The sequence below is a fragment of the Bacteroides oleiciplenus YIT 12058 genome (assembly GCF_000315485.1).
Taxonomy (GTDB): domain Bacteria; phylum Bacteroidota; class Bacteroidia; order Bacteroidales; family Bacteroidaceae; genus Bacteroides; species Bacteroides oleiciplenus.
In genome coordinates this window covers 414,535-440,432 of sequence record NZ_JH992942.1, presented here as the reverse complement: position 1 = coordinate 440,432, position 25,898 = coordinate 414,535, and the positions used below count along the sequence as shown (strand labels likewise).

Here is a 25,898-nt window from a genome sequence, read left to right as displayed (position 1 = left end):
TCATTATTTACAGACTAAATTATTATATAGGTCGATTATTATAAGATACTTAAATAATTATTTATACCTTTGCTGCCAACAAAACAACCGACCCTATGACAAACCTAAAGATAACGACAGCATTACTTACTGTTTTATTACTACTATCTTCTTGTTCACATAAAAGCGAAACAGGAACATTATTCTCACATGCCGATGCAATTATGGAAGAATATCCCGACAGTGCACTCCGGATATTGAACTTACCGCCGGAAGAAATAGAAGAACTTTCCGACAAAGAATGTGCACGCTATGCATTGCTACTTGCACGTGCTACGGATAAGTGCAAGCTCTCCTTGCTACCCTGTGACTCTTTATTAGATATTGCTCTACACTATTATGGAAATGACGAAAAAGAACGAGCAACAGCCTTTCTATATAAAGGACGCCTTGAAGCGGAAATGAACAGTACGGAAGAAGCCATAGCTCATTTGCAAGAAGGTTTGCTAATATTAGCAAACCTTCCGGAAGAAGTAGAAACGGAAAGGAATATACTCAGTTCTCTTGGTAATCTGTATTTTGATACAGGATATTATGAAGAAGCAGCCAAGATATATCAAAAACTCTATAAATACTGTTATACGGAAAAAGACAAATCGATTGCACTGAATGCTATCAGTTCATATTATTGTGTAACTAATAATGAAGACTCTACCATAACAAATCAAAAAAAAGCACTAAGATATGCAGTAGCAGCCAATGATTCTTCATTAATTGCCTCATCTAAATTCAATTTAAGTCTTGAATTTTATCAATTCGAAGAACTGGATTCTGCACTACATTATGCACAGGATGCAATAAAATGGCTATCAAATTCCCCAAAAGGAGGTAATTATTACAGCCACCTCGGCAGTTTACTAATCGAAAAAGGAGAAAATGAAGATTTAGCCATTCACTACCTCAAATCAAATATTGAAAACAGCAATAGCAGAGCATCTGATCTTCTTAGTTTATATGAAGTAGAAAAAAAACGTAAAAACTATGAAGCAGCAAGTGCCTATTTAGAAGAACATGTACAAATTGTAGATTCCTTAGTCAGTATTGAACAATCAACAAAAGTTCAGCAACTGATTTATGGATACAAAACAAAAATAAAATTAAAAGAGGAGCAACTGAGAGGTGAACGTGCCCAGAAAATTATTATAATAAGTTTCAGTATAACATGTTTTCTGATTATACTTATATATCAAAATCGGATTAACCGAAAGCGGAGACAGCAATTAAAAAAGGATCAAGAATTACACCAAACTCAAATTGAACTATCTTCTTTACAGACTATCATTGATAACAATGAATCTATTATATCGTTCCTGCAACAAAAACACATTGATTTAGAAGAAGAACACAAGATTAAAGAAGAGCAAATTAACATAAGAGAACAAGTCATTGCTAAACTACAAAAAGAAAAACTAAGATTGCACAAATGGCTTTTTACTCAAAGTGATATTTATAAAAAAGTAGATAGCTTATTCAACCAAAAAGTTGCAGATAAAAAGGATATTAAAGTATTAACCAATGCCGAACAGCGCAAATTAAAAGATACCGTACTCAATATATATACTGAATATGCTGATACCCTCCATCAAAAATACTCCAAATTGACCGAAGATGACATAGTGTTACTCTGCTTGCAAGAGGCCCAGCTTGCACCAAAAGCAATAGCAATTTGCTTCGGTTATAGTGATACCCACACCATCAATCAACGAAAATTAAGAATAAAACAACGCATGAATGAGCTTTAAAAGAGGAGTGTGACTGTTTCAACCCATGACATTCTAATAATCAAACAGTTACACATATAAAGTGTGACTGTTATTTTTTCCCTATTATTTCTCTTTGCCCTAATTTTGCAGCCATAAAACAATTGTAAAAATATGAAAGCAAAATTTCTATTTATCTTATTATCGGTATTACTTATTATACCAACGAGTGCGTCTACGACTAAAAGACAAAAGCAAAAATCAAGTTTCAAATTCTGTGATAAATTCAATAAAAGCATCACCCGTTCTCCATTAGATTTTAACTTGGAAGTACATGACATTGACAAAAATCTGCAAATTCACTTCCAATCTCCTCTACACGATGCAGAAATCACAGTTAAGGACAACAACGGTAAAACCGTAATTTATGAACCGCAAACCTTCATTTATGAAGGCAAGATGTTGTACATATACACCCCAAAGACCTATCCTTACACAGTTGAGATAACCTCACCTACGTTGGACGTAAAAGCAGAAATAGTATTAGAAGAATATTAACCAATCCATATTATTAACATCAAAAACAATTTTAAATTATGAAGAAATTATTATTTCTGGCGGCTATTGCATTAGCCACCATTTCGTGCCAAGATGAAGAGAACAAACTACAAATTGACAATCCTACTTCACAACCGCAAAAGTTTCAGGTAGTACAAATTACCGACCAAGGAGACATTATTCCTATAGATAACAGTAAAACAAGAAGTTCCGTACAGGGAGAAACAGCTTTACAATTTGCTTCAGAAGTTGATTATCAATTATCTTTAAAAGAAATCAGCAACATGTCTACTGAAGACAAATTGGCTTATGTAGATTCCAATAATTTCATATCCTTGCAGGAACTTGCCGTGAAAGCCGATGAAGAATTGGAAGAGATAGCAAGTGCAGCTACCAGCGAGTCAGACTTCAAAAGCAAATACTCTCAATATGTAGAGAAATATAAAGGTCTATTGGTTGTCAATAAGTATGACGATGAAGATTTGTCACTCTACGTCCCCGACGGTGATAATAATTCTACTTACTTTATAAACAGTAATCGCAAAGTTGTTATTGGGAGTAAAGTTAAAGAAGTTTCTCTCACTAATGATATGAGTGAATCTGATAAAGCAGTATTTGCATACATCCCAGGCCCCGGCGAGACGAATCACTTCAACTTTCAAAATTTCATTGAAGACAAGAAAAAGACAACAGGTAGAGTAGACCTGGAAAGTTCAAGGGAAATCAAAGTCCATGTAGGCTGCCAAAAGAAAACATGGCGTGGCTGGAAAAGAGATAATCACAGAGATGTATATTTTCAATTAGATGCAGCTCCAATGTTCTTCGAGCTTCGTAATGTTGCAGGAGTATATTACCCAGTTGACTATATACGATTCCACGCATTCCGTAATAATGGCAAGATTGACTTTCGTACAGGTGGGCTGAAACTCGATGCCGCTTCTCTATCGGGAACAATATCTGTATGGACAGACCTGACTGTCAATACATCGGAACAAGTGTCATATAAGAATGTATATGTAGATTATGAAGGAAAATACGGAAACTATGGAACCCACACATTGCCTAAATTAGATCCAAGTAATGCATACGGAGGAAAATTCACAGTAGTCCTTATAAAATAATAATTATGAAAAAACTTACACTATTTCTATTATTAGCACTATACCTATCACTACAAGTCTCCGCACAAGTAAAAATCGGTATAGATGCAGGAATGAACCTGACACATTTCAAAAGCAGTAATAAATGCGTTCAGAAGAAAGGTGGTATGGGAGCCGGATTCCAAATTGGGGTAACTGTGGATTATGAGTTCAAAAGGCACTGGATGCTGATGTCGGGGGCATCGTTCATGCAAACCCAAAGCAATATGGAACTGCCATATAGTATGCATCCCCAATTTCCAGATGTTAAGATAAAACTAAACCATATCGTTATCCCGCTAAAGGTGGGATACAATATCCAGATTAGCAAGAAATTAAGTTTGATTCCTTCTGTCGGAATATATGGTTCGTATAACTTCAGTGCCGGCAAATGCCCGTTAGAAATCACATCTCCAACTGATGGCAAGGCAATACATGAAAAGTGGAACCCAATGAAAGGATATTCTAGTGAATTTCCCAGTGGTAACTCACCCGGTTATTATTATAATCTAGAACTTGATGCTCTCCGCCACTGGACTTATGGAGGAGTTGCGGGACTGAAAGCCGTAGTTAACGGACATTACACAGTATCTTTCCAGTACTATGAATCCATTAAGGAAATACAGAGCCAGTGTGATATGAGAGATTATGGATATCAATTGTCTGTAGGATATATATTCTAAATCAATCTCACCATGAGAATTATCGGACGGCCAATAATAATTACTCAATCCTTTTATCGCCTTCAATTGCTGTAATACATACTAAATGTAATACAATCGCAAAAAGTCGTCCTTATTTCTGTTATAGTCACCCCAAAAATTCACATAGAAAAAGGGGAAGACTTTCCAAACACGAAAGCCTTCCCCCCCTTTTATTCCCATCGGAGAACTCGTCTTCTCCTTTATCCTTTCTTTTTCTTCCGCTTCTTTGCAGACTCCACCGCCTCAGCAACCACCGGTTTATCTTCAAATCGCTTGGTATAACCGGTATAATCCGGAACAGTGCGCTCATACGTCGGGTCAACGAACAACGGGCTCGAAATGATATGGTCTGCCGTACTGCGGTTGCAGCAGAAGACGATATTCTCTACTCCGGCAAGGCGGGTCAAGGCCTTTACATCCGTATCGTGCGGCTGCAAGGTCATGGGATCGGTGAAGAAGAAAAGGTAATCTATCTCACCGTCCACAATGCGGGAACCCATCTGTTGGTCACCACCCAAAGGACCGGATTTCAAGATGGTGAAGTCCCACTTCACATCGGGATGTTTTTCTTTGAGGGCTTCGAGGATGAGTGTCCCCGTAGTACCTGTACAATAAAACTTGTGCCCCATCAGCAATTCCGAGTTCCAGAGAACCCATTCTATGAGGTCTTTCTTCATGGCATCGTGTGCCACCAGTCCAATCTTTCTAACTAATTTTTCCATAAACTAATACCGTTTTAAATAATAAACAATCGGTAAAAAGAAAAAAGCTATAATTGCGAGAAGTATTTCTTCCCACGACAGTAATACTGCGCCAAGATACTGCTTTTTGTCCATTCGGGTATCACGGAAAGGGAAGTTTTTTTTAAGTTCTCTTCACGGGCCGGAGTGAAGGAGGAACGCAACGAACGATATTCACGTCGGGCACGAATCACTGCCAATGCGTTGGAGAACTGCATTTTAAGTAAAAAGTTCAATGCCGCCACATAGTCGAGGAAAGCGCGTATACGCATCACCGGAAGCAAATCTTCTGCCGGCAAGTTCTTGTAGAGCATGACAAGATTATTACGGAAATTGAGGAAAGTCTTACGGGGATTTTCTTTTTTCAGTGTAGCACCACCTACATGATAAACCACGCTCTGCGGCACACATACAATCTGCCGCCCACGGGCACGAAGCCGCCAGCACAAATCTATCTCCTCCATATGGGCAAAAAAGCGTCCATCCAGTCCGCCAGCTTCGCGATAATCTTCCAGACGGATGAACAAAGCCGCACCCGTAGCCCAGAATACAGGAATGATGGTGTCATACTGTCCCCTGTCCTCTTCTATCACCCCCATAATCCGACCGCGACAAAACGGGTAACCGTAACGGTCGAGAAAGCCGCCCGCTGCCCCGGCATATTCAAACATCTCCTTCTGTCGCCAACTGCGTATCTTAGGTTGGCAGGCAGCCACCTCAGGATGTGCATCCATATAAGTGGTCAATGGGCGGAGCCAGTGTCCGGTTACTTCCACATCCGAATTGAGAAGTACCACATATTCGGCATCTACCTGCTGCAAAGCCAGATTATAACCATCGGCAAAACCATGATTTTCTTTCAGCAAGATTAAATGCACGGAAGGAAACTCACGGCGGAGCATCTCCACAGACGCATCCGTAGAACCGTTATCCGCCACATACACCACCGCGCCGTCAGCCTCGGAATGGCTTACCACGGAAGGAAGAAACGAACGAAGCATATCACATCCGTTCCAATTCAATATGACGACTGCTATCTTATCCATTATGTTTCACATCTTCGCGTTTCAGCTTCCAACGCTTATGCGACCAGAACCAATAAGCAGGGGCACGACGGATGGTTTGTTCCAAGCGGCGCGCAAACAGTTCGGTGATTTCTCCATCGGCAGTCTGCTTCGGGTTTTCAGTCAGCAAGTCAAAATAGGCTTTACAATATCCTCTGCGATGTTTTTCCAACTCGCAATAAAAAACAGGATAGTTCATCATCTTGGCAATGCGCTCACCTCCATCCATAAATACGGTGTCCTGATTCAGGAAAGTAGTCCAGTGGTTGGCTTCATTGCGATTGGGCGACTGGTCGGTTATCAAGCCTACAACCACCCGTTTGCCCTCTCGACGCAACCGGATGATTTCGCGGGCAGTAGAATGTTTCGGCACATTGTAACCACCGTGACGGGCACGGATAATCTTAAACATCTCGTCCACATACTTGTTTCGCAAAGGTTTATAGACTTGCAATGGCACATCGCCCGGCTTCATGAAGGCTCCCATCGCCGTCAGCCACTCAAAGTTGGCATAGTGGGGAATGAGTACAACGATACCTCCGTGCTTTTCAATCATGGCAAGATATTCTTCGGTATTGCCATACTCCATACGCCGGGAAAGGTCTTCGAACGACATACGCATCATCTTGATTTCCTCCAGCATGTAGTCGCAGATATAGTGATAAAACTCACGTTCAAGCTCACGCAACTCTGCTTCGGACTTCTCAGGAAAAGAGTTCTTCAGATTCCTGCGAATCACTCTGCGGCGATAATGCACCACATGCCGCATCAGGAAATAGAGTCCATCGGAAAGTATATAGAGCAACCGGAAAGGGAGTAGTGCCAAAAGCCACATACCCGTGTAGGTCAGCCAGTAGACAAGTTTCGATTTCATATTTTTTCTTATACCTTATTATAATAGGAGTGTTCCCTGCAAAGCTGTTCCATCTTCATTAAAATCGCCCAGGCGGACGGATACCACCTGATTATCCAGAGTATCCTGATGGGGAACTTCCACACGGATATAGTTACCAGTAAAGCCGTGCATGGGTGCATCCGGTTTAGAGCGTTCCAGCAATACGGGCATGGTTTGTCCGATGTGGCGGGCGTAAAATGCACGCGTCTTTTCGTCCGAAAGTTCCAATAGGCGCTGACTGCGGCGGTGTTTTACTTCCGGGCTCACCACGTGATCTATCTTCAATGCCTGTGTGCCGGGACGTTCGGAATAACTAAATACGTGAAGCTGGGTCACATCCAGACTCTTGATAAATTCATAAGCCTGCTCAAAGTATTCATCCGTTTCGCCACGTGTGCCCACAATCACATCCACACCGATAAAAGCATCGGGCATCACTTCTTTCACCCTCCGCACTTTGGAAGCGAAAAGTGCCGTATCATACCTGCGGCGCATCAGTTGCAACACTTCGTCGCTGCCGGATTGCAACGGAATATGGAAGTGTGGCATGAAACTGCGGGAATGGGAAACAAATTCAATAATCTCATCAGTCAGTAAATTCGGTTCGATGGAGGAGATGCGATAACGTTCGATGCCCTCCACTTCATCCAACGCCTTCACCAAGTCGAAGAAAGTCTCCCCGGTACTCTTGCCGAAATCACCGATATTGACACCTGTCAGCACGATTTCTTTTCCGCCATCGACTGCCGCCTGACGCGCCTGCTCTACCATGGAAGCCACTGTTCCGTTACGACTCCGTCCACGGGCAAAAGGAATGGTACAATAAGAACAGAAGTAATCGCAACCGTCCTGCACTTTCAGGAAATAGCGTGTGCGGTCGCCGCGCGAACAAGACGGAGCAAACGAATGGATGTCTTTCAGCGCCGAAGTGTGCGTTTCCCCGGACTCATGCTTTTGCAAATCGCCCAGATACTGAAGCAAATCTTTCTTCTGCTCGGCACCGAGCACAACATCTACTCCTTCTATTTTTGCCACAGCTTCGGGTTTCAACTGGGCATAACATCCGGTCACAACTACGAAAGCGCCCGGGTGTTGTTTCACCAGGCGATGAATAGCCTGACGGCATTTCTTGTCCGCCACTTCCGTCACCGAACAAGTGTTCACCACACAGATGTCCGCCTTCTCTCCTTTGCGTGCCGTGCGCACGCCCGCTTCGCGCAAAATTTTACCGATAGTGGAGGTCTCAGAGAAGTTCAGTTTGCACCCCAACGTATAGTAAACCGCTGTCTTATCTTGAAATATAGTGGTATCAATCATATCTATCTAAACACATTTCCGCCACAAAGTTACATATAATTCTTAGAATTTTCCTACTTTTGCACAATTCATCAATTTTCGTGCAATGATACAAGAAAACTTTATCAAACTCTACGAACAGAGTTTCCGTGAGAATTGGGACCTACCCTGCTACACCGATTACGGTGAAGATGAGAGTTATACCTACGGACAAGTAGCGCAAGAAATAGCTAAATTGCACTTGCTGTTCAAACATTGCAGCCTGCGGCGGGGCGACAAAATCGCCATTATCGGCAAGAACAATGCCCGTTGGTGCATTGCCTACATGGCTACCATCACCTACGGCGCCATCGTGGTTCCCATCCTGCAGGATTTCAATCCGAACGATGTACATCATATAGTCAATCATTCCGAATCCGTATTCCTTTTTACCAGTGATTCCATCTGGGAACATCTGGAAGAAGAACGCCTGACCGGACTACGTGCCGTGTTCTCCCTCTCCGATTTCCGCTGCCTGCACCAGCGCGACGGCGAAACAGTAAACCGTTTCCTCAAGCATCTGGATGAAGAGTTGCACGAAGCTTACCCGAAAGGTTTCCGCCGGGAAGACGTGGAATACACCACTCTTTCCAACGACAAGGTGATGCTGCTGAACTACACCTCGGGTACCACCGGTTTCAGTAAGGGCGTCATGCTGACGGGAAACAATCTGGCCGGAAACGTCACCTTCGGTATCCGCACCGAGTTATTAAAAAAAGGAGATAAAGTTCTGTCTTTCCTACCGTTGGCTCATGCCTATGGTTGTGCTTTCGACTTTCTCACAGCTACTGCCGTGGGCACACATGTCACGCTTTTGGGTAAAGTTCCTTCTCCCAAGATTCTGATGAAAGCCTTTGAAGAAGTGAAGCCGAACCTGATAATCACCGTGCCGCTCGTTATCGAGAAAATCTATAAAAACGTCATCCAGCCCATCATCAACAAAAAGACCATGAAGTGGGCACTCAGCATCCCCTTGCTCGATGGCCAAATCTACGGGCAAATCCGCAAGAAGCTAGTGGATGCGCTGGGCGGACGTTTCAAGGAAGTCATCATCGGTGGAGCCGCCATGAATCCGGAAGTGGAAGAATTCTTCTATCGCATCAAATTCCCATTCACCATCGGTTATGGCATGACGGAGTGTGCGCCACTTATCAGTTACGCTCCTTGGCACGAATTCATCCCGACTTCTTCCGGCCGTGTGCTCGATATAATGGAAGCGCGTATTTATAAGGAAAATCCTGAAGCTGAAATTGGTGAAATTCAGGTACGCGGCGAGAATGTGATGGCGGGATATTACAAAAACCCCGAAGCTACCAAAGAAGTCTTCACCGAAGACGGCTGGCTGCGCACCGGTGATTTAGGAAAGCTGGACAATAATGGCAACCTCTATATCCGTGGTCGCAGCAAGACCATGATTCTCAGCTCCAGCGGTCAGAACATCTTCCCCGAAGAAATCGAAGCGCGTCTCAACAATCTGCCGTTCGTACTGGAAAGCCTTATTATTGAGCGTAATAAGAAACTGGTGGCTTTGGTTTATGCCGATTATGAAGCTCTGGATTCGCTTGGATTAAATCAACCGGAAAACCTGAAAGCCATCATGGACGAAAACCTCAAGAACCTGAATAGCATTGTGGCGGGATACGAAAAAGTAAGCCAGATTCAGCTCTATCCGACTGAGTTTGAGAAGACTCCCAAAAGAAGCATCAAACGCTACTTATATAACAGTATTGCAGAAGATTAGTATGTTTTATAACATACAAAAAGGTCAAGAAAAGCGCTGAGCTCCAAAAAAAACATAAAAAAAGTTGGTATTTGGAGAACAACATATTGAAAAAGTACATACCTTTGCAACGTTTTAATAAAGCAATTGATTGTATTACGTTTTTAAAAAGCAAAGAAAATGAAAAAATTAGTTTTGATGGCCGTAGCTATTGTAGCAGTATCATTCGCATCTTGTGGTAACAAACAAGCAGCAGCTGAAAAAGCAGCAGCAGATTCAATCCGCATCGCTGACTCAATCGCAGCAGTAGAAGAAGCAGCCGCAGCAGCAGCTGAAGCAGCAGCCGCAGCAGCTGATACTGTAGTAGTAGATAGCGCAGCAGTTGTAGCTGAATAATTTCAGTACAATACTCGAGAGAATTGAAAGTCTGACGTGCAAAAGCACGGACAGACTTTTTTTATGTCCCTTTTGTTTCCTTAGCCCTACAATCTTTCCTACATTCATATTCTTATTTATTTTAAATTATTCTTATCTTTGCTTGCAACATTAAATAATAACCTTATGAAAATAAAACCGTCAAACAAATTAAAGTACTTAGCGACAGAGTATAAGTTGGGTGACTTCTTCCGCAATTTCATTGCAGTAGTATTAGGCATTATTCTCACCTTTGCCGGAAGCGACTGGATTACAGAACGCAACACCCAAAAGGAAATAAAGAAATCACTGCAACTGGTGAAAAGTGAGCTTCTTCTGAATAGGGAAGAAATAGAAGCTATGGGAAACAGAGTAGCTTTGGAACAACGTGCCGCAAATTATCTTTTTGAGAATAAAGACAATGCAAGTGGAATACCTAAGGATTCCATTAATAAATATTTCCCTCTTCTTTTTCAATGGAGCAAATTCACATTCACCAATGATGCCATAGAAATGCTCAAAGCTTCTGCACTTATTCAAAAAATTCAGAACAAAGAACTTGCCCTGCAAATAATCAAAGCATACGGAGCCATCAAAGCCGCTGAAACATCTTTTGAAACATATAGTAATATAAAAGATCATGTGCAAAACGACTTCAATGATAATCCCAAAGTAAAGTCTTATGCATACAACCTGACGAGGCTAAGAGAAAAAACCGAAGATATCGTAAAAGACTTAGGGCAACAACTTCATCTTCTATTTATCCTACCGGAAGGTTTACAACTCCTTCAAGCAATCCCCAATATACAAAAAGCACGAATTTATTTCGCCTGTGTAGAAGAAATCGATAAAACAATCGAAGCTATCGAAAAAGAATGCGAATAAACCAACAGCTGAAAGAACAAATGAAAAAGAAATTAAAAGAGATTATCACATCCCCTACCACAACCAGACGGTTAGGAGATTTTATCTGCAATTTTACAGCAGTAGTGTTAGGCATCATTATCACTTTCATAGGCAGTGATATGATCCAAGAACACAATAAAAAGAAAGAGGTTACACAAGCTTTACAATTGGTGAAAAGCGAATTGCTCATCAACAAAGAAATAATAGAGGATATGAGGGAGTTAGAGATATTCAACAAACAAGGAGCACGCTATCTACTTCAATATAAGGACAGAATAAATGAGGCATCCTCAGATTCTTTAAACTATTACAACTATTTTCTTTTCCAATCAAGCGACTTTCTTCCTCTTACCGACGCTATGGAAATGCTCAGTGCATCTTCTCTAATGCAAAATATTGAAAGCAAAGAGCTTGTTGTTCAAATCATTCAGGCGTATGCCGTTATTAAAAATTCACATAAGTTTTATGAAGGCTTTTCCAAAACAAAAGAAAATATGACAGCCAAACTTACCGATCGACAAGATTTTCAGGAATTCTCTAATAAAGATAAGATAACGCTGAGGGAAACCTGGAATTTTGTTTTTAACCTCCCGGAAGGCCTTGCTGCCATACGGCAAATCTCCTATATACATGATGATCCGCAGCTTACGTACAACCATCACCTAGAATTAATTGACGAAACCATCAAAAGAATTGACAAGGAGTATTAGGTGAGGTTAAAAAACAAAGTGGTATAATGGGCGTTCTATTTTTTTCCAGTAGGAGATTTCTTTCCCAATAGGAGAAAAATAATTTAGTAATAGACTAATAATCAATAGTTGAATTTAGTTTCTCCCTGTTAGGTTTTGAACTAAGCAGGCATTATTGCGCAGCTCAAGGCTGAAAGCCTTTTATCTTATAGCCCAGGGCAGCGCCCTGGGAATTGAGTTGGGTTTATCCCTGCGCCCTGTAAGGGCATAACAGCACACAACGGCTTTTGCCCTTACAGGGCGTAAGATTGTGGGGGACGATTCATTCCCAGGGCGCTGCCCTGGGCTGTAAGATGAAAGCCTTTCAGGCTTAGGCTGCGCTAAATTATCATTTGATTCCTTTTTGCAGGGTTTTGAATGAAATGATGATTTACTGAGTATCTCAATTAATTAGGCGGACTATCTTAACTCCCCTCCTCCAGTTGGAGGAGGGGTGCCCTTTAGGGCGGGGTGGTAGGTGAGAAAGAATTCCTTAGCCTTGTGATTTATAGGTATTTTATTGTTTCACCTACCACCTCCCCCCGTTGGGGTACTCCTCCTCCCGGGAGGAGGAGAATTGAGATAGTGCTGTTTATCATTTGCCTCATTACTAATCACTAAACGCTAATCATTTTTGTTCCTTTCTGCACAGTTTTGAGACAAATGCTCATTTATATGTACCAAGTTATTTTTTAAGTATTACTAAGTTAACATACTTATCACATCCGGTAAATGCTTATCAAAAATAAAAAAAGCCCAGCTCCTCTCGGAAACCGGACTTTTTTCTATATATGAAGTTTTCAATTATGCTTCTTCAGCAACTACTTCGAAAGGAATTTCTACAGAAACTTCCTTGTGCAGCTTAACGATAGCTTTGTACTCGCCAACTTCTTTCACAGCGTCTTTTACAACGATGATCTTACGGTCAACTTCATGACCCAACTTAGCCAGCGCTTCTGCAATCTGGATATTACCAACAGAACCGAAGATAGTACCGGTTGAGCTAACTTTAGTAGCGATCTTCAAAGATACACCTTCTAATTTAGCTGCCAATGCTTCAGCATCCTTTTTGATTTTTTCCAGTTTGTGAGCACGTTGCTTCAAATCTTCAGCCAACATTTTCTTTGCCGAGGGAGAAGCAATCACAGCTTTACCTGTCGGGATGAGGTAGTTACGACCATAACCAGACTTAACGGTTACGATATCGTTCTTATAACCCAAGTTTACAATGTCTTCTTTCAATATAATTTCCATACTTTCCTCCTCCTATTATTTCATCATGTCAGTTACATAAGGCAACAATGCCAAGTGACGGGCTCTCTTTACAGCTTGAGCTACACGACGTTGGAACTTCAAAGAAGTACCGGTGATGCGACGCGGAAGGATTTTACCTTGCTCATTCAAGAATTTCTTCAAGAATTCAGGATCCTTATAGTCGATGTACTTAATACCACTCTTTTTGAAACGGCAGTATTTTTTCTTCTTAACGTCCACTGACGGCGGAGTTAAATATCTGATTTCTGATTGAACTTGTTGTGCCATGATTAATCCTCCTTTTTAGTTGATTTAACACTTCTTCTCTTCGCAGCGTATTCAGCAGCGTACTTGTCTTGCTTGAAAGTCAAGAAACGGATAACGCGCTCATCACGACGGAAGTTGAGCTCTAACTTGTCAATTACAGTAGGGTCTGCATTGAACTCAATCAGCTGATAGAAACCTGTAGACTTCTTCTGGATAGGATAAGCCAGTTTTTTCAGTCCCCAGTTCTCTTCATTTACAATCTCAGCACCTTCAGCAGTAAGGATGCCTTTGAATTTTTCTACCGCTTCCTTCATCTGAACATCAGACAAAACGGGAGTTAAAATGAAAACGGTTTCGTATTGATTCATACTTGTTTAATTAATGAATTAATAATTCGTTTAAAAATTTGCGGTGCAAAGGTAGGGATTTTATTTTGAACCACAAACATTTAATGTTTTTTTATGCCCGAAGATAGGATTTATCACAGAAGTGACTTACCTTTGCAAAGTTGTTTAAACAATAATTTCATGATCGAGCAATTTAACTTTGACATCCGGCTGATTTTTGCCATCCTGAACGGTAAAGTTTCCGCCGCCATTAACCGGAAACTGTCCCGTAACTTCCGCCAGAACGGTTTGGAGATTACTCCGGAACAGTGGACCGTCCTCATCTTTTTGTGGGAAAAAGATGGAGTGACGCAACAAGAGTTGTGTAATGCAACTTTTAAGGACAAGCCCAGCATGACGCGCCTCATCGACAATATGGAACGCCAACACCTGGTTGTCCGCATCTCCGACAAGAAAGATCGCCGCACCAATCTCATCCATCTCACCAAAGACGGGAAGGAACTGGAAGAGCGTGCACGCCTCATTGCCAACCAAACTTTGAAAGAGGCACTACATGGCATCACCGTAGAAGAATTAAGAGTAAGCCAGGAAGTATTGAGAAAAATATTTTTCAATACGAAAGACTAAAATAAATAAAAAATGGTTTTTTTGCAAAAATAATTTCGCTTGTTAAAGAATTATGCTTTTCTTTGTGACAAGAATATAATAATCTATTAAAATACACACACATGAAAGGTTTATTAAAAAATCTGGGCTTGATATTAGTCTTGGTAGGAGCTGTAATTTTAGTTGCATGTTCCTTTACCGGTAATGTAAATAACAATACCATTCTGGGAACATCAGCTGTTCTGATGGTATTGGGATTAATTACATATATCGTCATCAATAAAAAATTGGCTGACTGATATCGGAAAAAGAATAAAAAAGGCGGTTGCTTACGTAGCAACCGCCTTTTTTATTTCCATCAGTTAACAAGGTTCTCAGTTGACAAGAAACAAGGAAAGTAGTATCTACTTACTGAACACCTTGTCAACTAAATACCTTATCTACAGTTTTAAGATTCCGGTTCCGGTGTAATCAGCTTATAACCCTTTCCGTGAATATTGATGATTTCAATGGAAGGATCTTCTTTCAAGTGCTTACGCAACTTCGTGATATACACGTCCATGCTACGGGCATTGAAGTAGTTATCATCAATCCAGATAGTCTTCAACGCAAAGTCACGTTGCAAGATCTCGTTAGCATGAGCACAGAGCAAACCCAGAAGTTCAGACTCCTTAGTAGTCAGCTTCGTCTGCTTGTCAGGTGTCGACAAAATCTGTTTCTGTGTGTCGAAAGTGAACATACCAATCTTGTAGATATTGCTTTCTTTGTTCTTCTTTCCACGCACGCGTCTCAGGATAGCTTCAATTCTGAAGGTCAGCTCTTCCATACTGAACGGCTTGGTGATATAATCATCCGCACCAATCTTAAAGCCTTCCAGAATATCTTCTTTCAGTGTCTTTGCAGTCAGGAAGATGATAGGAATTTCGGCATTTGCAGCACGCACTTCCTGAGCCAGTGTGAAACCGTCTTTCTTCGGCATCATCACATCAAACACACACAAGTCATATTTATTCTTCAGAAAAGCTTTGTATCCAGCTTCACCATCGGGATATAACTCGGCAGAATACCCTTTCGCCTGTAAATATTCTCTTAAAAGCATGCCAAGATTTTCATCATCTTCGCACAATAAAATACGCAGTTTCTCGTCCATATCATTAATTTTTAAGTAAAGGTAATGCTATAATAAATTTAGTTCCAACGTTCAGTTCGCTCTCTGCCCGAATGGTTCCCTTGTGATCTGTAATAATTTTCTTCACATAGGAAAGCCCCAGTCCGAAGCCCTTCACGTCGTGCAGATTACCTGTATGCACGCGGTAGAACTTTTCAAATATCTTTTTTAAATTCTCTTTTTTAATACCTATACCGTTATCTTGGATAGAAATCATCAGCTTACCCGGTTCGTTCCAGGTCTTCACCTTCAATTCCAATTCCTCATCCGGTCTCTTATACTTCACCGCATTATCCATCAGATTAAAAATTACATTTGTAAGATGCATCTCATCTGCAAAGATAATCGGGTCTGTTGCGTCCAACTCCGACTCTATATTACCGTTATAACGCTCCACCTTCAAGGCAAAAGTGTTGATAACCCCAGTAATCAATTCGTTGGCATCCAGTTCCTTCATTTTCAAAGTTGCCCGTTGTTTGTCGAACATCGACATCTGGAGCACCTTCTCTACCTGGAACCTCAACCGCTTCGTCTCATCATTTATCACCGTCGATATATGCTGGAACATAGCAGGTGACTTACCCACTGCGGGGTCTTTCAGCATCTGTGCCGCCAGCGAAATGGTCGATATCGGTGTTTTGAACTCATGTGTCATGTTGTTGATAAAGTCATTCTTCATCTCCGTCAGTTTCTTTTGGCGGAACACGATATAAATCGTGAATATAAATGTTATCAACAGCACAAAGGTGAATATCATCGACGGTATCATAAAGCTGACCGAATCAAAAATATAATCCCTTTTCCCCGGGAAATGTATCTTTACGGTGCTCATGCGCGCAGGCGGATCGTTCAAGAACAAAGGCTGAGAATAAGAAGCCTCACTTCCTTCATCAACATAGTCCGAACACCGGTATACCTCACGTCCATCCCGGTCGATCACTTTAAAGTGATACTTCAAATCAATGCCATTATCAACCAAGCCCGACTTCAAGTACTGGTCCAGATTCTTAAAGTTGACGCGCTCTTCAACCGGCTTGCTACTTACCGTATATATCATCTGCCAGGCAACTTCATCCAACAAAGCGCGCTGGTAGAGATAACGGTTCTTTATAAAATCAGCCTGCGAACGAGCTGTCTGAGGTATGGTTTTGGTACCATGCTTGCGCGAAATCATTGCTCTCGGCAATTCCGACTGCGCATTGGTTATTGTCCGCAATTCCATTACCGGATACCTAGATCCATCCGGCGATGTCGCTGTAAACTGCTCAATCTGTACCACCGACTTGCCTTGTTCCCAAGCTCTCTTTTCTGCCTCGGAGATATCCTCCCGTAACCAACGGTCAACTTCCGCGGACTCCACATCTTTGGAAGCTGCCATCAGGCCACGCTTCACGGCTTCATCAAATTGCTCGTTACGCATCTTTACCATCTCCTCTATGTAGCTGATTTGCAGATACAATAGACTGAGGAAAGATAGCCCCATAACGACGCCTAATATCCATATAGTTGACTTCTTCATAGTCACAAAATTAACACTCCCTAATTAACACTCCTAACAAATTAACCTGATTTAACCGCGAGTTCTCGTAAATTAACCGAAAGGCATTTTTTAAGTTGCATTACGAGCATTATAACAAATAGGCGTGTCTTTGGTTTGCAAATTTAATAAAAAATTAATTATTCACATTCACATTTACGTATGTTCTTAATCAGTGTTAATAAAAAAGCCATTACTCCTCGTTCTGAGGGAGTAACGGCTTTAACAAATTATAAAAACAGACGAAGTGAAGTCTTTTATTCTTCAGTTTGCTTAGCTTCAAACTCCTTAACGAGCTTGTCTTGTACATCACTTGGAACAAGTTCATAGCTGGCAAACTTCATGATAAACGAAGCACGTCCTCCCGTCAAAGAGCTCAACGCTGTAGAATAGGATGACATTTCCTTCAAAGGTACTTTAGCAATCAGCTTTTCATAACCGGCTTCACTGCTCATACCCATAATCATGGCACGGCGTCCCTGCAAGTCACCCATCACATCGCCCATTCTATCCGACGGAACAAATACTTCTACATCATAAATGGGTTCAAGAATCTTCGGACCTGCATTCTTAAATGCTTCACTGAACGCATTACGTCCCGCCAGCATGAAAGAGATTTCGTTCGAGTCTACCGGGTGCATCTTACCATCATATATAATCACACGCACATCACGAGCATACGAACCGGTCAACGGACCTTGCTCCATGCGGGCCATGATACCTTTCAGAATAGCAGGTAAGAAGCGTGCATCGATAGAACCACCCACGATACTATTAATAAATACCAGCTTACCGCCCCATTCCAATGGTACTTCTTCGGTTCCTTTTACGTTAATCTTGAATTCCTGAGCACCGAATTTATAAGTATCGGGCACTGGCATACCTTCATAGTAAGGTTCTACAATCAGATGCACCTCACCGAACTGACCTGCACCACCTGACTGTTTCTTATGACGATAGTCTGCACGAGCTGCTTTCGTAATCGTTTCACGATATGGAATTCTCGGCTCTTCAAACTTGATTTGCAATTTCTCATTGTTTTCCAAACGCCATTTCAAGGTACGCAGGTGGAATTCCCCTTGTCCATGAACGATGGTCTGGCGCAACTCCTTAGATTGTTCTACAACCCAAGTCGGATCTTCCTCGCGCATACGATTCAGAATGACCATCATTTTCTCCGTATCAGCTTCATTCACAGGTTTGATGGCACGTGAATATTTGGAATTCGGATATTTAACGAAGTTGAAGCGATTCTCCGTACCTTTACCATTCAGCGTATTGCCGGTATGTACATCTTTCAACTTCACAGTACAGCCTATATCACCGGCTACCATTTCTTCTACCTTGATGCGGTTGGCACCCGCACAAGCATATATCTGAGCAATACGTTCCTTCGAGCCACGATCGGCATTTGTAAAGTCTTCACCCTCGTGCACTTTACCACTCATTACTTTGAAGTACTGAACATCACCAATGTGAGGTTCAACAGCTGTTTTAAAGAAATAAAGAGAGGTCGGGCCATTCGGATCCGGTTTCACAACCTCGCCACGAGTATTATGTATCGGCGGCATTTCGTCCACAAACGGAACTACATTGCCCAAGAACTCCATCAGACGGCGTACGCCCATATCTTTACCTGCACATACACAGAACACAGGGAACATGCCACGTGAAGCCAGACCTTTACGAATACCTTCGCGCATTTCATCCTCTGTCAGTGATTCTTGCTCAAAGAATTTCTCCATCAGGCTTTCGTCATGCTCAGCAGCAGCTTCCACCAGTGCTTTATGCAGTTCGGTTGCTTTATCCATCTCCTCTGCAGGAACATCTTCGATTGTAGGCGCACCACCTTCGGGCCCCCACGAATATTTTTTCATCAGAAGTACATCAATCAACGAATTGAAGTTCGGTCCGGTAGCCAACGGATATTGCACGGGAACTACCTTCGAACCATAAGCTGACTTCAACTGCTCCAATACCATATCATAATCACACTTCTCATGGTCAAGCTGGTTCACCAGGAAGATTACCGGTTTGCCCAGCTTTTCCGTATAGCGGAAATGGTTTTGGGTACCTACTTCCGGACCATATTGTCCATTTAGAAGTAAAATAGCAGTATCAGTAACATTAAGCGCCGTCATGGCTGCTCCTACAAAGTCATCACTACCCGGGCAGTCTATGATGTTCAGTTTCTTACCATTCCACTCCACATGGAAAACGGTGGAAAACACAGAATAGCCATATTCTTGCTCCACCGGGAAGTAATCGCTGACTGTATTCTTGGCAGTAATTCTGCCGCGACGTTTTATAATACCACTCTCATAGAGCAGCGCTTCTGTGAGAGTGGTTTTACCCGAGCCATCATTGCCAAGCAGGGCAATGTTCTTAATTTCATTCGTCTGATATACTTTCATGATATATAAGATTTAAAATGAATAATTCAGCATGCCTTCGCATACCCTTAACTTTTAGTGAGGCGCAAATTATGAATTTATCAAAAGAAAAGCAATAATTCGACAGTGTTACTAAACTATGTTCTCTAACATGTAACAACTAACAAGAAGATTTTCTTAACTTTACAGCGTAAATCATTATCCTCCAATTTATAATGAAAGAACTACTATCCTCCATCCTATTACTCATTTTTCTGTTTTTTACAGGATGCCAATCCAATGGTCTCATGCGCAGACAACCACCGCTCATTGGTATATCCTGTTCACATCCTAATGATTATTCGTCTGTACGAATGACTTATACAGAATCTGTAATACAAGCCGGAGGCACCCCGGTGCTTATTCCTATTACTACTGACAGTCTTGTTCTGACAGATATCATTAACCGATTGGATGGAATTATCCTGATTGGAGGAGCTGACATACATCCCTCTTATTATAATGAAGAACCTATAGAGCAATTGGGCGAAGTAGATTCACTTCGCGATGTCTATGACATTTCCCTGATTCGACTTGCTGCACACCGCAACCTGCCGATGTTGGGAATCTGCCGGGGCGAACAGCTTATAAATGTAGCTTTCGGTGGTACACTCTACCAGGATATACCGGCGCAGCATCCGGATACTACCATATGGCATCATCAGAAAGAGCCAAGCAGTGTGCCTACTCACATCGTTAATCTTCTGCCCGGTTCTATAATAGCTCAGCTTACAGGCCAAACGAAACTCTTCACGAATACGCATCATCATCAGGCGGTGAAACAAGTAGCGCCGGGATTCCAAATTACAGCGTGGGCTACAGACAGCATCCCCGAAGCTATTGAAAGTACGGATGGCCGTCCTATCTGGGGAGTGCAGTTTCACCCGGAGGCACTGACTATTGCAGGCGACACCGTAGCTGCCAGATTCTTCCATTTCCTGGTTAATAAAGCAACTGAATTCCAGAAAAGCAAATAGCAACTCAATTCAGAGTCCAATATCACTATCTCCGTACTATCTCCGTATCATCTCCGTATCATCTCCGTACTATCTCCGTATCAAGTCCGTACTATCTCCATATCTATAGGAATGGACTTGGTACGGAGTTGGTACGGACTTGGTACGGACCTGATACGGACCGGTCTTTATCTGTTCCTCACATATATAAAAGGTACGCGCGAACCATATTTATCCCTCAAATCGCATTGGTTTGACACAAATGACATCCTATAATGAATTATTTTTGTAGGTTAAAGTTAGGAAGCATTCCTATCTTTGCAACAGAAATAATTTAGAAAATAACTATAAATACCATTCAAATCATGAGAAACATTTTTTGGAGTGTGACATTAGCAGTTGCCTGTTTGCTGGGAGCCTTCGCGGCACAAGCGCAAAATCAGGCAACGACCAACAATGCCATTACGCCAGGTGAAGTATGGAACGACACCGACGGTAACCCCATCAACGCACATGGTGGCGGCATCCTCTACCATGAAGGAACATACTACTGGTATGGAGAATACAAAAAAGGTAAAACCATCCTGCCCGAGTGGGCAACCTGGGAGTGCTACCGCACAGACGTGACTGGTGTAAGCTGCTATTCTTCAAAAGACCTGCTGAACTGGAAGTTCGAGGGCATCGTCCTCCCGGCAGTGAAGGACGACCAGGGACACGACTTGCACACCAGCAAGGTGGTGGAACGTCCTAAAGTGATTTACAACAAGAAAACAAAAAAATTCGTGATGTGGGCACACGTGGAAAGTGCCGACTATAGTAAAGCCTGTGCCGGAGTAGCTATAAGCGACTCCCCCACCGGAGAATTCACCTATCTGGGCAGTTTCCGCCCCAACAATGCCATGAGTCGCGACCAAACCGTTTTTGTAGATGACGACGGCCGCGCCTACCATTTCTATTCATCCGAAAACAACGCCACCCTTTACATCAGTGAGCTGACGGACGACTATCAGAGACCCACCGGACGCTACACCCGTAACTTCGTTAAAGAAAGCCGCGAAGCTCCGGCTGTATTCAAGCGCAACGGGAAATACTATATGCTCTCTTCCGGTTGTACCGGTTGGGACCCGAACCAGGCAGAACTGGCTGTAGCCGACTCCATCATGGGCGAATGGAAAACAATAGGCAATCCCTGCACAGGCACGGACGCCGACAAGACCTTCTACGCCCAAAGCACTTACGTACAACAAGTAATGGGCAAGAAAGATATGTATATCGCCATGTTCGACCGCTGGAACAAGAAGGATCTGGAGAACTCGCGTTACGTATGGCTTCCCTTCTCCTTCGAAGGCGATAAGATAACTATCCCCTGGCGCGACAAATGGAGTTTCGACAGCTTTGCCGACCAAGGCCGCTTCGAAGCCGGCAAAGGCAGTTTCCTGCTGAATGGCAAACCGTTCGTAGTAAAAGCCGCCGAGTTGCACTACCCTCGTATCCCCAAACCCTATTGGGATCAGCGCATCAAGCTCTGCAAAGCACTGGGCATGAACACCGTCTGCCTCTATGTGTTCTGGAATTCCCATGAGCCACAACCCGGAACGTACGACTTCACGGAACAAAACGACCTGGCAGAATTCTGCCGCCTCTGCCAGCAGAATGACATGTACGTCATCCTGCGTCCCGGTCCGTATGTATGCGCCGAATGGGAAATGGGCGGGCTTCCCTGGTGGTTGCTCAAGAAGAAAGACATTCGCCTGCGCGAATCGGATCCCTATTTCATTGAACGCGTGAATCTCTTCGAAGAAGCCGTGGCTAAGCAAGTGAAAGACCTGACCATCGCCAATGGCGGTCCAATCATCATGGTACAGGTAGAAAACGAATACGGTTCTTATGGTGCGGACAAAGGATATGTATCTCAAATCAGGGACATCGTGCGTACTCACTTCGGCAACGACATTGCCCTCTTCCAATGCGACTGGGCTTCCAACTTTACCCTGAACGGGCTGGACGACTTAATCTGGACCATGAACTTCGGCACAGGTGCCAATGTAGACCAGCAGTTTGCCAAACTGAAAAAACTCCGCCCGAACAGTCCTCTGATGTGTTCTGAATTCTGGAGCGGATGGTTCGATAAATGGGGGGCTAACCACGAAACCCGTCCTGCCGAGGATATGATTAAAGGTATCGACGATATGCTTTCCAGAGGAATTTCCTTCAGTTTATATATGACACACGGAGGAACGAACTGGGGACACTGGGCAGGTGCCAACTCTCCGGGTTTTGCTCCCGACGTAACCTCTTACGATTACGACGCGCCTATCAGCGAATCCGGTCAGACTACTCCCAAGTACTGGAAGTTGAGAGAGGCTATGGCTAAATATATGGACGGAGAGAAACAAGCTAAAGTGCCTGCATTAATCAAGCCTATCAGCATCCCTGCCTTCAAATTCACAGAAATGGCACCGTTGTTCGACAACTTGCCTGCTGCCAAAAAGGATGAGAATATCCGCACAATGGAAGAGTACAATCAGGGCTTCGGAAGCATCCTCTACCGCACTACCCTGCCCGAACTGAAAGAGGGTGCCACCCTCACAGTGAGCGATGCACACGATTATGCACAGATATTCGTGGATGGGAAGTATATCGGCAAACTCGACAGAAGAAACGGTGAGAAACAACTCGTATTGCCCGGCTGCCCCAAAGGTGCACAACTCGACATCCTCGTAGAAGCCATGGGACGCATCAACTTCGGACGTGCCATCAAGGATTTCAAAGGTATCACTAAAAACGTGAAACTATCTACGGACATCAACGGATATCCTTTCACCTGCGACCTGAAAAACTGGGAAGTATATAACCTGGAAGATACTTACGAGTTCTATCAGGGCATGAAATTCCAACCCATACAGTCGCTGACAGACAACCTCGGACAACGCATTCCGGGTGTTTATCGGGCTAAGTTCCAGGTGAAGAAACCAAGCGATACCTTCCTGAACTTCGAAACTTGGGGCAAAGGTCTGGTCTATGTGAATGGTTACGCTTTGGGACGTATCTGGGAAATCGGTCCCCAACAGACGCTTTACGTACCAGGCTGTTGGTTGAAAAAAGGCGAGAATGAAATAGTAGTCTTCGACATCGTAGGTCCTAAAGAAGCCAAATCAGAAGGATTAAGCGAACCACTTCTCGACCAGCTTCTGATACAGAAACCTTTGACGCACCGCAACGAAGGCGAGAATCTGGATCTGTCCGCTGAGAAACCTGCTTTCACAGGAAGTTTCAAGCCGGGTAATGGATGGCAAGAGGTTAAGTTTGACAAACCTGTCACCGGACGTTATGTTTGTCTGGAAGCAGTGAGTTCACAGAATGGTAAAGACTTGGCTTGCATCGCCGAAATGTACTTCCTGGATAAAAATGGCGACCGCCTATCCCGTGAACCCTGGACGGTGAGTTATGCCGACAGCGAAGACGTATCGCACGTGAACCGCTCTGCCGATAAAACATTCGACCTTCAGGAGTCCACTTACTGGAGCACTACGGAAGGAAGTCCCTATCCGCATGCTATTGTCATCGACCTGGGCGCTACTCATACGTTGACAGGATTCCAATGCCTGCCCCGAATGGAAAGTGAAGTTCCCGGCGGCATCAAAGACTTCAAAATATACGTGAAACCGCAGAATTTCAAGTTCTAACCTGATTAACATATACAGAAAGAGCGGTATCATCTTGACGATGATAACCGCTCTTTCTGTATATGTATATTGCTTAAACAAAGAGAGAGCACCCGCAGACACTCTCTCTTCTTTATTAAATAGCCTATTGAAAACTCTAAAACTGCTAACTACCCTTTGTTAACAACAATCTTAACTAATCAATCCCTTATAAAACAATTCTATTATATCTTAAACTAATCCTACGCTATCACCAATCAATCTATCGCTTACACTTCGTAACCGACACTGCAAATGTACGGCGAAAATGTGAATACCATATAACACAATTGTTTCATAAAAGGTGATAATTCGGTCAAAATGGAGGGAAGACCAGTAAAAATTGGTTTACCGACCGGTGGTTTGCAGATATTCCCGACATTTCACTTCATAGCAGGCATACGATTCCACATATCGGTCCTTGCTCTGCTGGAAAAGGGTTTGAGCATTGAGCAGATCGTTCATGGTGCAAGTTCCGGCCTTGTAATAATCGGTATTCAGGCGAAGATTCTCCGTGGCTTGCTCTATGGAACGGAGGGCGATTTGTATCTGCTTATAAGCATCCGTCAAATCGTTCCAGTTCTGCTGCATACGGATGACGAGCAACTCACTTTGGTCGACAAGCTGGTTTTCGGCATTCCGCACTTGGAGCTTTTGTTTTTTGATATCATGTGAACCACCCCACCAACCGGATAGAGGAACCGAAACGGTGGCAAACCCCATCCAGAAAGGATGATCTTTCTCCATCAGGTTATCATACATATATCCACCACCTATGGCAACCGTCGGCAAATATTTGCCTACGGTCATTCGGTGCTGCAACTTAGAGGCTTTCAGCTTTTGCTGCAAAAGATGATATTCATTAGTCAGCACTAAAGACGCTTCCGGAGTCCGATAAAGTTCCCGGGGATGTTCCGGCAAGTCCTTGTCCATACTGAAAGCAACATCTATCCTACCGGATTCTTCGCCAATATACTGCGCCAGCACCTGGCGGGATAACATCAAAGCATTTTCAACCTGGATACGGCTGCTTTCAGTTTCATTCTGCCGTAATTGTATTTGCAACAAGTCGTTACGCGTAGTAACTCCAGCATCAACAGAAGCCTGCACATCTTTCAGTAAATTAGCCAGTTGAGTTTCAACAACAGTGATTGTATTCAGCTTTTCCTTTAGCATCACTACTTGCCAGTAATAACTCTCCGTGGTTAGTTTCACTTCATTTTCCGATTGGTTGTATTGTAAACGGTTCACCTGAAGATTCACTTCAGCCAACTTATTTCCATTGATAATCTGTCCGCCTGCAAAAAGTGGCATGGAGGCAGAAACACCCCCAAGCACTCCATTCTTCATAAAAGACATTTGCATTTCCGGTCCCAGTTCCATTTGAAGCAGTCCCTTGTCGGCTATAAATCCACCTCCGGAGGCACTTAGAGTAGGAAAATATTTGGTGAAAGCTTCTTTGCTACCCTGCCGGGATATCTCCAGGTTATTGGCAGCATTCTTCATGCGTACATTGTTAGCGAGCGCCATTTGCAGGCATTCGTCAAGGGTAGCCACGCGTTGCGCTAAAACAGAAAACGGGCAAAGGAAGCCTATTGACAGTAAAAAAATATTTTGAATCAGTTTTTGTTTCATTGTTCCGGATATTTTAGTTCAATAATTAGATGAAAATTAGGCGCGAATTA

The 25,898-nt window shown here is 42.9% G+C and carries 23 protein-coding genes; 12 read left to right on the top strand and 11 right to left on the bottom strand.

The window, feature by feature from the left end; all coding sequences use genetic code 11:
* Window positions 1-95: 95 nt before the first annotated feature.
* The 4 genes from HMPREF9447_RS15155 to HMPREF9447_RS15140 all read left to right on the top strand — a co-directional run bounded on the left by HMPREF9447_RS15155 (window position 96) and on the right by HMPREF9447_RS15140 (window position 4,119).
* Window positions 96-1,781: a hypothetical protein gene (locus HMPREF9447_RS15155; protein ID WP_009130623.1), complete on the top strand. Its 1,686-nt coding sequence runs from the start codon at window positions 96-98 to the stop codon at window positions 1,779-1,781.
* Between the two features lie 132 nt (window positions 1,782-1,913).
* Complete coding sequence (locus HMPREF9447_RS15150) at window positions 1,914-2,297, top strand: DUF3244 domain-containing protein (protein WP_009130622.1); 384 nt, start codon at window positions 1,914-1,916, stop codon at window positions 2,295-2,297.
* A 38-nt stretch (window positions 2,298-2,335) separates the two neighbouring features.
* Complete coding sequence (locus HMPREF9447_RS15145) at window positions 2,336-3,418, top strand: DUF4848 domain-containing protein (RefSeq protein WP_009130621.1); 1,083 nt, start codon at window positions 2,336-2,338, stop codon at window positions 3,416-3,418.
* A 5-nt stretch (window positions 3,419-3,423) separates the two neighbouring features.
* Entirely contained in the window at window positions 3,424-4,119 is a 696-nt protein-coding gene (locus HMPREF9447_RS15140) for an outer membrane beta-barrel protein (RefSeq protein ID WP_009130620.1), read from the top strand.
* Between the two features lie 221 nt (window positions 4,120-4,340).
* Here HMPREF9447_RS15140 and HMPREF9447_RS15135 read toward each other — a convergent pair whose 3' ends face one another.
* From HMPREF9447_RS15135 to mtaB, 4 genes are read right to left on the bottom strand one after another with little or no spacing between them, the layout of a single operon-like run.
* Window positions 4,341-4,862 (bottom strand): methylglyoxal synthase, encoded by a 522-nt coding sequence (locus HMPREF9447_RS15135; RefSeq protein WP_009130619.1) that lies wholly within the window; start codon window positions 4,860-4,862, stop codon window positions 4,341-4,343.
* A gap of 47 nt (window positions 4,863-4,909) precedes the next feature.
* A complete protein-coding gene (locus HMPREF9447_RS15130; RefSeq protein WP_009130618.1) occupies window positions 4,910-5,926 on the bottom strand; it encodes a glycosyltransferase family 2 protein in 1,017 nt (338 codons plus the stop codon).
* On the bottom strand, window positions 5,919-6,818 hold the full coding sequence (locus HMPREF9447_RS15125; protein ID WP_009130617.1) for a lysophospholipid acyltransferase family protein: 900 nt from the start codon (window positions 6,816-6,818) through the stop codon (window positions 5,919-5,921). The genes HMPREF9447_RS15130 and HMPREF9447_RS15125 overlap by 8 nt, the downstream gene beginning before the upstream one ends.
* Before the next feature lie 18 nt (window positions 6,819-6,836).
* Complete coding sequence (mtaB, locus tag HMPREF9447_RS15120; RefSeq protein WP_009130616.1) at window positions 6,837-8,156, bottom strand: tRNA (N(6)-L-threonylcarbamoyladenosine(37)-C(2))-methylthiotransferase MtaB; 1,320 nt, start codon at window positions 8,154-8,156, stop codon at window positions 6,837-6,839.
* Between the two features lie 85 nt (window positions 8,157-8,241).
* Here mtaB and HMPREF9447_RS15115 point away from each other — a divergent pair, with 85 nt between their 5' ends.
* The 4 genes from HMPREF9447_RS15115 to HMPREF9447_RS15100 all read left to right on the top strand — a co-directional run bounded on the left by HMPREF9447_RS15115 (window position 8,242) and on the right by HMPREF9447_RS15100 (window position 11,924).
* On the top strand, window positions 8,242-9,915 hold the full coding sequence (locus HMPREF9447_RS15115; RefSeq protein ID WP_009130615.1) for a long-chain fatty acid--CoA ligase: 1,674 nt from the start codon (window positions 8,242-8,244) through the stop codon (window positions 9,913-9,915).
* Window positions 9,916-10,074: 159 nt separating this feature from the next.
* Window positions 10,075-10,290 carry a hypothetical protein gene (locus tag HMPREF9447_RS15110; RefSeq protein WP_009130614.1) on the top strand — a complete coding sequence of 72 codons (216 nt, stop codon included), beginning with the start codon at window positions 10,075-10,077 and terminating at the stop codon, window positions 10,288-10,290.
* Between the two features lie 138 nt (window positions 10,291-10,428).
* Window positions 10,429-11,193, top strand: a complete 765-nt coding sequence (locus HMPREF9447_RS15105; RefSeq protein WP_009130613.1) for a BRO1 domain-containing protein — start codon at window positions 10,429-10,431, stop codon at window positions 11,191-11,193.
* A 20-nt stretch (window positions 11,194-11,213) separates the two neighbouring features.
* Window positions 11,214-11,924, top strand: coding sequence for a hypothetical protein (locus HMPREF9447_RS15100; RefSeq protein ID WP_044138258.1), 711 nt, complete (start codon window positions 11,214-11,216; stop codon window positions 11,922-11,924).
* A gap of 822 nt (window positions 11,925-12,746) precedes the next feature.
* Here the strand turns inward: HMPREF9447_RS15100 and rplI are convergent.
* Genes rplI through rpsF form a run of 3 tightly spaced genes read right to left on the bottom strand, consistent with a single transcriptional unit; the run spans window position 12,747 to window position 13,831 of the window.
* A complete protein-coding gene (gene rplI, locus HMPREF9447_RS15095) occupies window positions 12,747-13,196 on the bottom strand; it encodes a 50S ribosomal protein L9 (protein ID WP_009130611.1) in 450 nt (149 codons plus the stop codon).
* Between the two features lie 15 nt (window positions 13,197-13,211).
* Window positions 13,212-13,484: a 30S ribosomal protein S18 gene (rpsR, locus tag HMPREF9447_RS15090; protein WP_004288442.1), complete on the bottom strand. Its 273-nt coding sequence runs from the start codon at window positions 13,482-13,484 to the stop codon at window positions 13,212-13,214.
* 2 nt (window positions 13,485-13,486) lie between these two features.
* On the bottom strand, window positions 13,487-13,831 hold the full coding sequence (gene rpsF, locus HMPREF9447_RS15085) for a 30S ribosomal protein S6 (RefSeq protein ID WP_007210277.1): 345 nt from the start codon (window positions 13,829-13,831) through the stop codon (window positions 13,487-13,489).
* A gap of 159 nt (window positions 13,832-13,990) precedes the next feature.
* On the opposite strand from rpsF, the gene HMPREF9447_RS15080 reads away from it, so the two are divergent.
* The gene (locus HMPREF9447_RS15080; RefSeq protein WP_009130610.1) at window positions 13,991-14,437 is read left to right on the top strand and encodes a MarR family winged helix-turn-helix transcriptional regulator; all 447 of its coding nucleotides are present in this window, start codon (window positions 13,991-13,993) and stop codon (window positions 14,435-14,437) included.
* Window positions 14,438-14,538: 101 nt separating this feature from the next.
* Complete coding sequence (locus tag HMPREF9447_RS28820) at window positions 14,539-14,715, top strand: hypothetical protein (protein ID WP_009130609.1); 177 nt, start codon at window positions 14,539-14,541, stop codon at window positions 14,713-14,715.
* A gap of 149 nt (window positions 14,716-14,864) precedes the next feature.
* Here HMPREF9447_RS28820 and rprY read toward each other — a convergent pair whose 3' ends face one another.
* The 3 genes from rprY to HMPREF9447_RS15065 all read right to left on the bottom strand — a co-directional run bounded on the left by rprY (window position 14,865) and on the right by HMPREF9447_RS15065 (window position 19,535).
* The gene (gene rprY / locus HMPREF9447_RS15075) at window positions 14,865-15,566 is read right to left on the bottom strand and encodes a response regulator transcription factor RprY (protein WP_009130608.1); all 702 of its coding nucleotides are present in this window, start codon (window positions 15,564-15,566) and stop codon (window positions 14,865-14,867) included.
* 4 nt (window positions 15,567-15,570) lie between these two features.
* Window positions 15,571-17,103 carry a sensor histidine kinase gene (locus tag HMPREF9447_RS15070; RefSeq protein ID WP_009130607.1) on the bottom strand — a complete coding sequence of 511 codons (1,533 nt, stop codon included), beginning with the start codon at window positions 17,101-17,103 and terminating at the stop codon, window positions 15,571-15,573.
* A 275-nt stretch (window positions 17,104-17,378) separates the two neighbouring features.
* A complete protein-coding gene (locus tag HMPREF9447_RS15065) occupies window positions 17,379-19,535 on the bottom strand; it encodes an elongation factor G (RefSeq protein WP_009130606.1) in 2,157 nt (718 codons plus the stop codon).
* Between the two features lie 194 nt (window positions 19,536-19,729).
* On the opposite strand from HMPREF9447_RS15065, the gene HMPREF9447_RS15060 reads away from it, so the two are divergent.
* A complete protein-coding gene (locus tag HMPREF9447_RS15060; RefSeq protein WP_009130605.1) occupies window positions 19,730-20,530 on the top strand; it encodes a gamma-glutamyl-gamma-aminobutyrate hydrolase family protein in 801 nt (266 codons plus the stop codon).
* 344 nt (window positions 20,531-20,874) lie between these two features.
* The gene (locus HMPREF9447_RS15055; protein WP_009130604.1) at window positions 20,875-24,195 is read left to right on the top strand and encodes a beta-galactosidase; all 3,321 of its coding nucleotides are present in this window, start codon (window positions 20,875-20,877) and stop codon (window positions 24,193-24,195) included.
* Window positions 24,196-24,561: 366 nt separating this feature from the next.
* Here the strand turns inward: HMPREF9447_RS15055 and HMPREF9447_RS15050 are convergent, their stop codons facing one another.
* Window positions 24,562-25,848: a TolC family protein gene (locus tag HMPREF9447_RS15050; protein ID WP_009130603.1), complete on the bottom strand. Its 1,287-nt coding sequence runs from the start codon at window positions 25,846-25,848 to the stop codon at window positions 24,562-24,564.
* Window positions 25,849-25,898 lie beyond the last annotated feature (50 nt).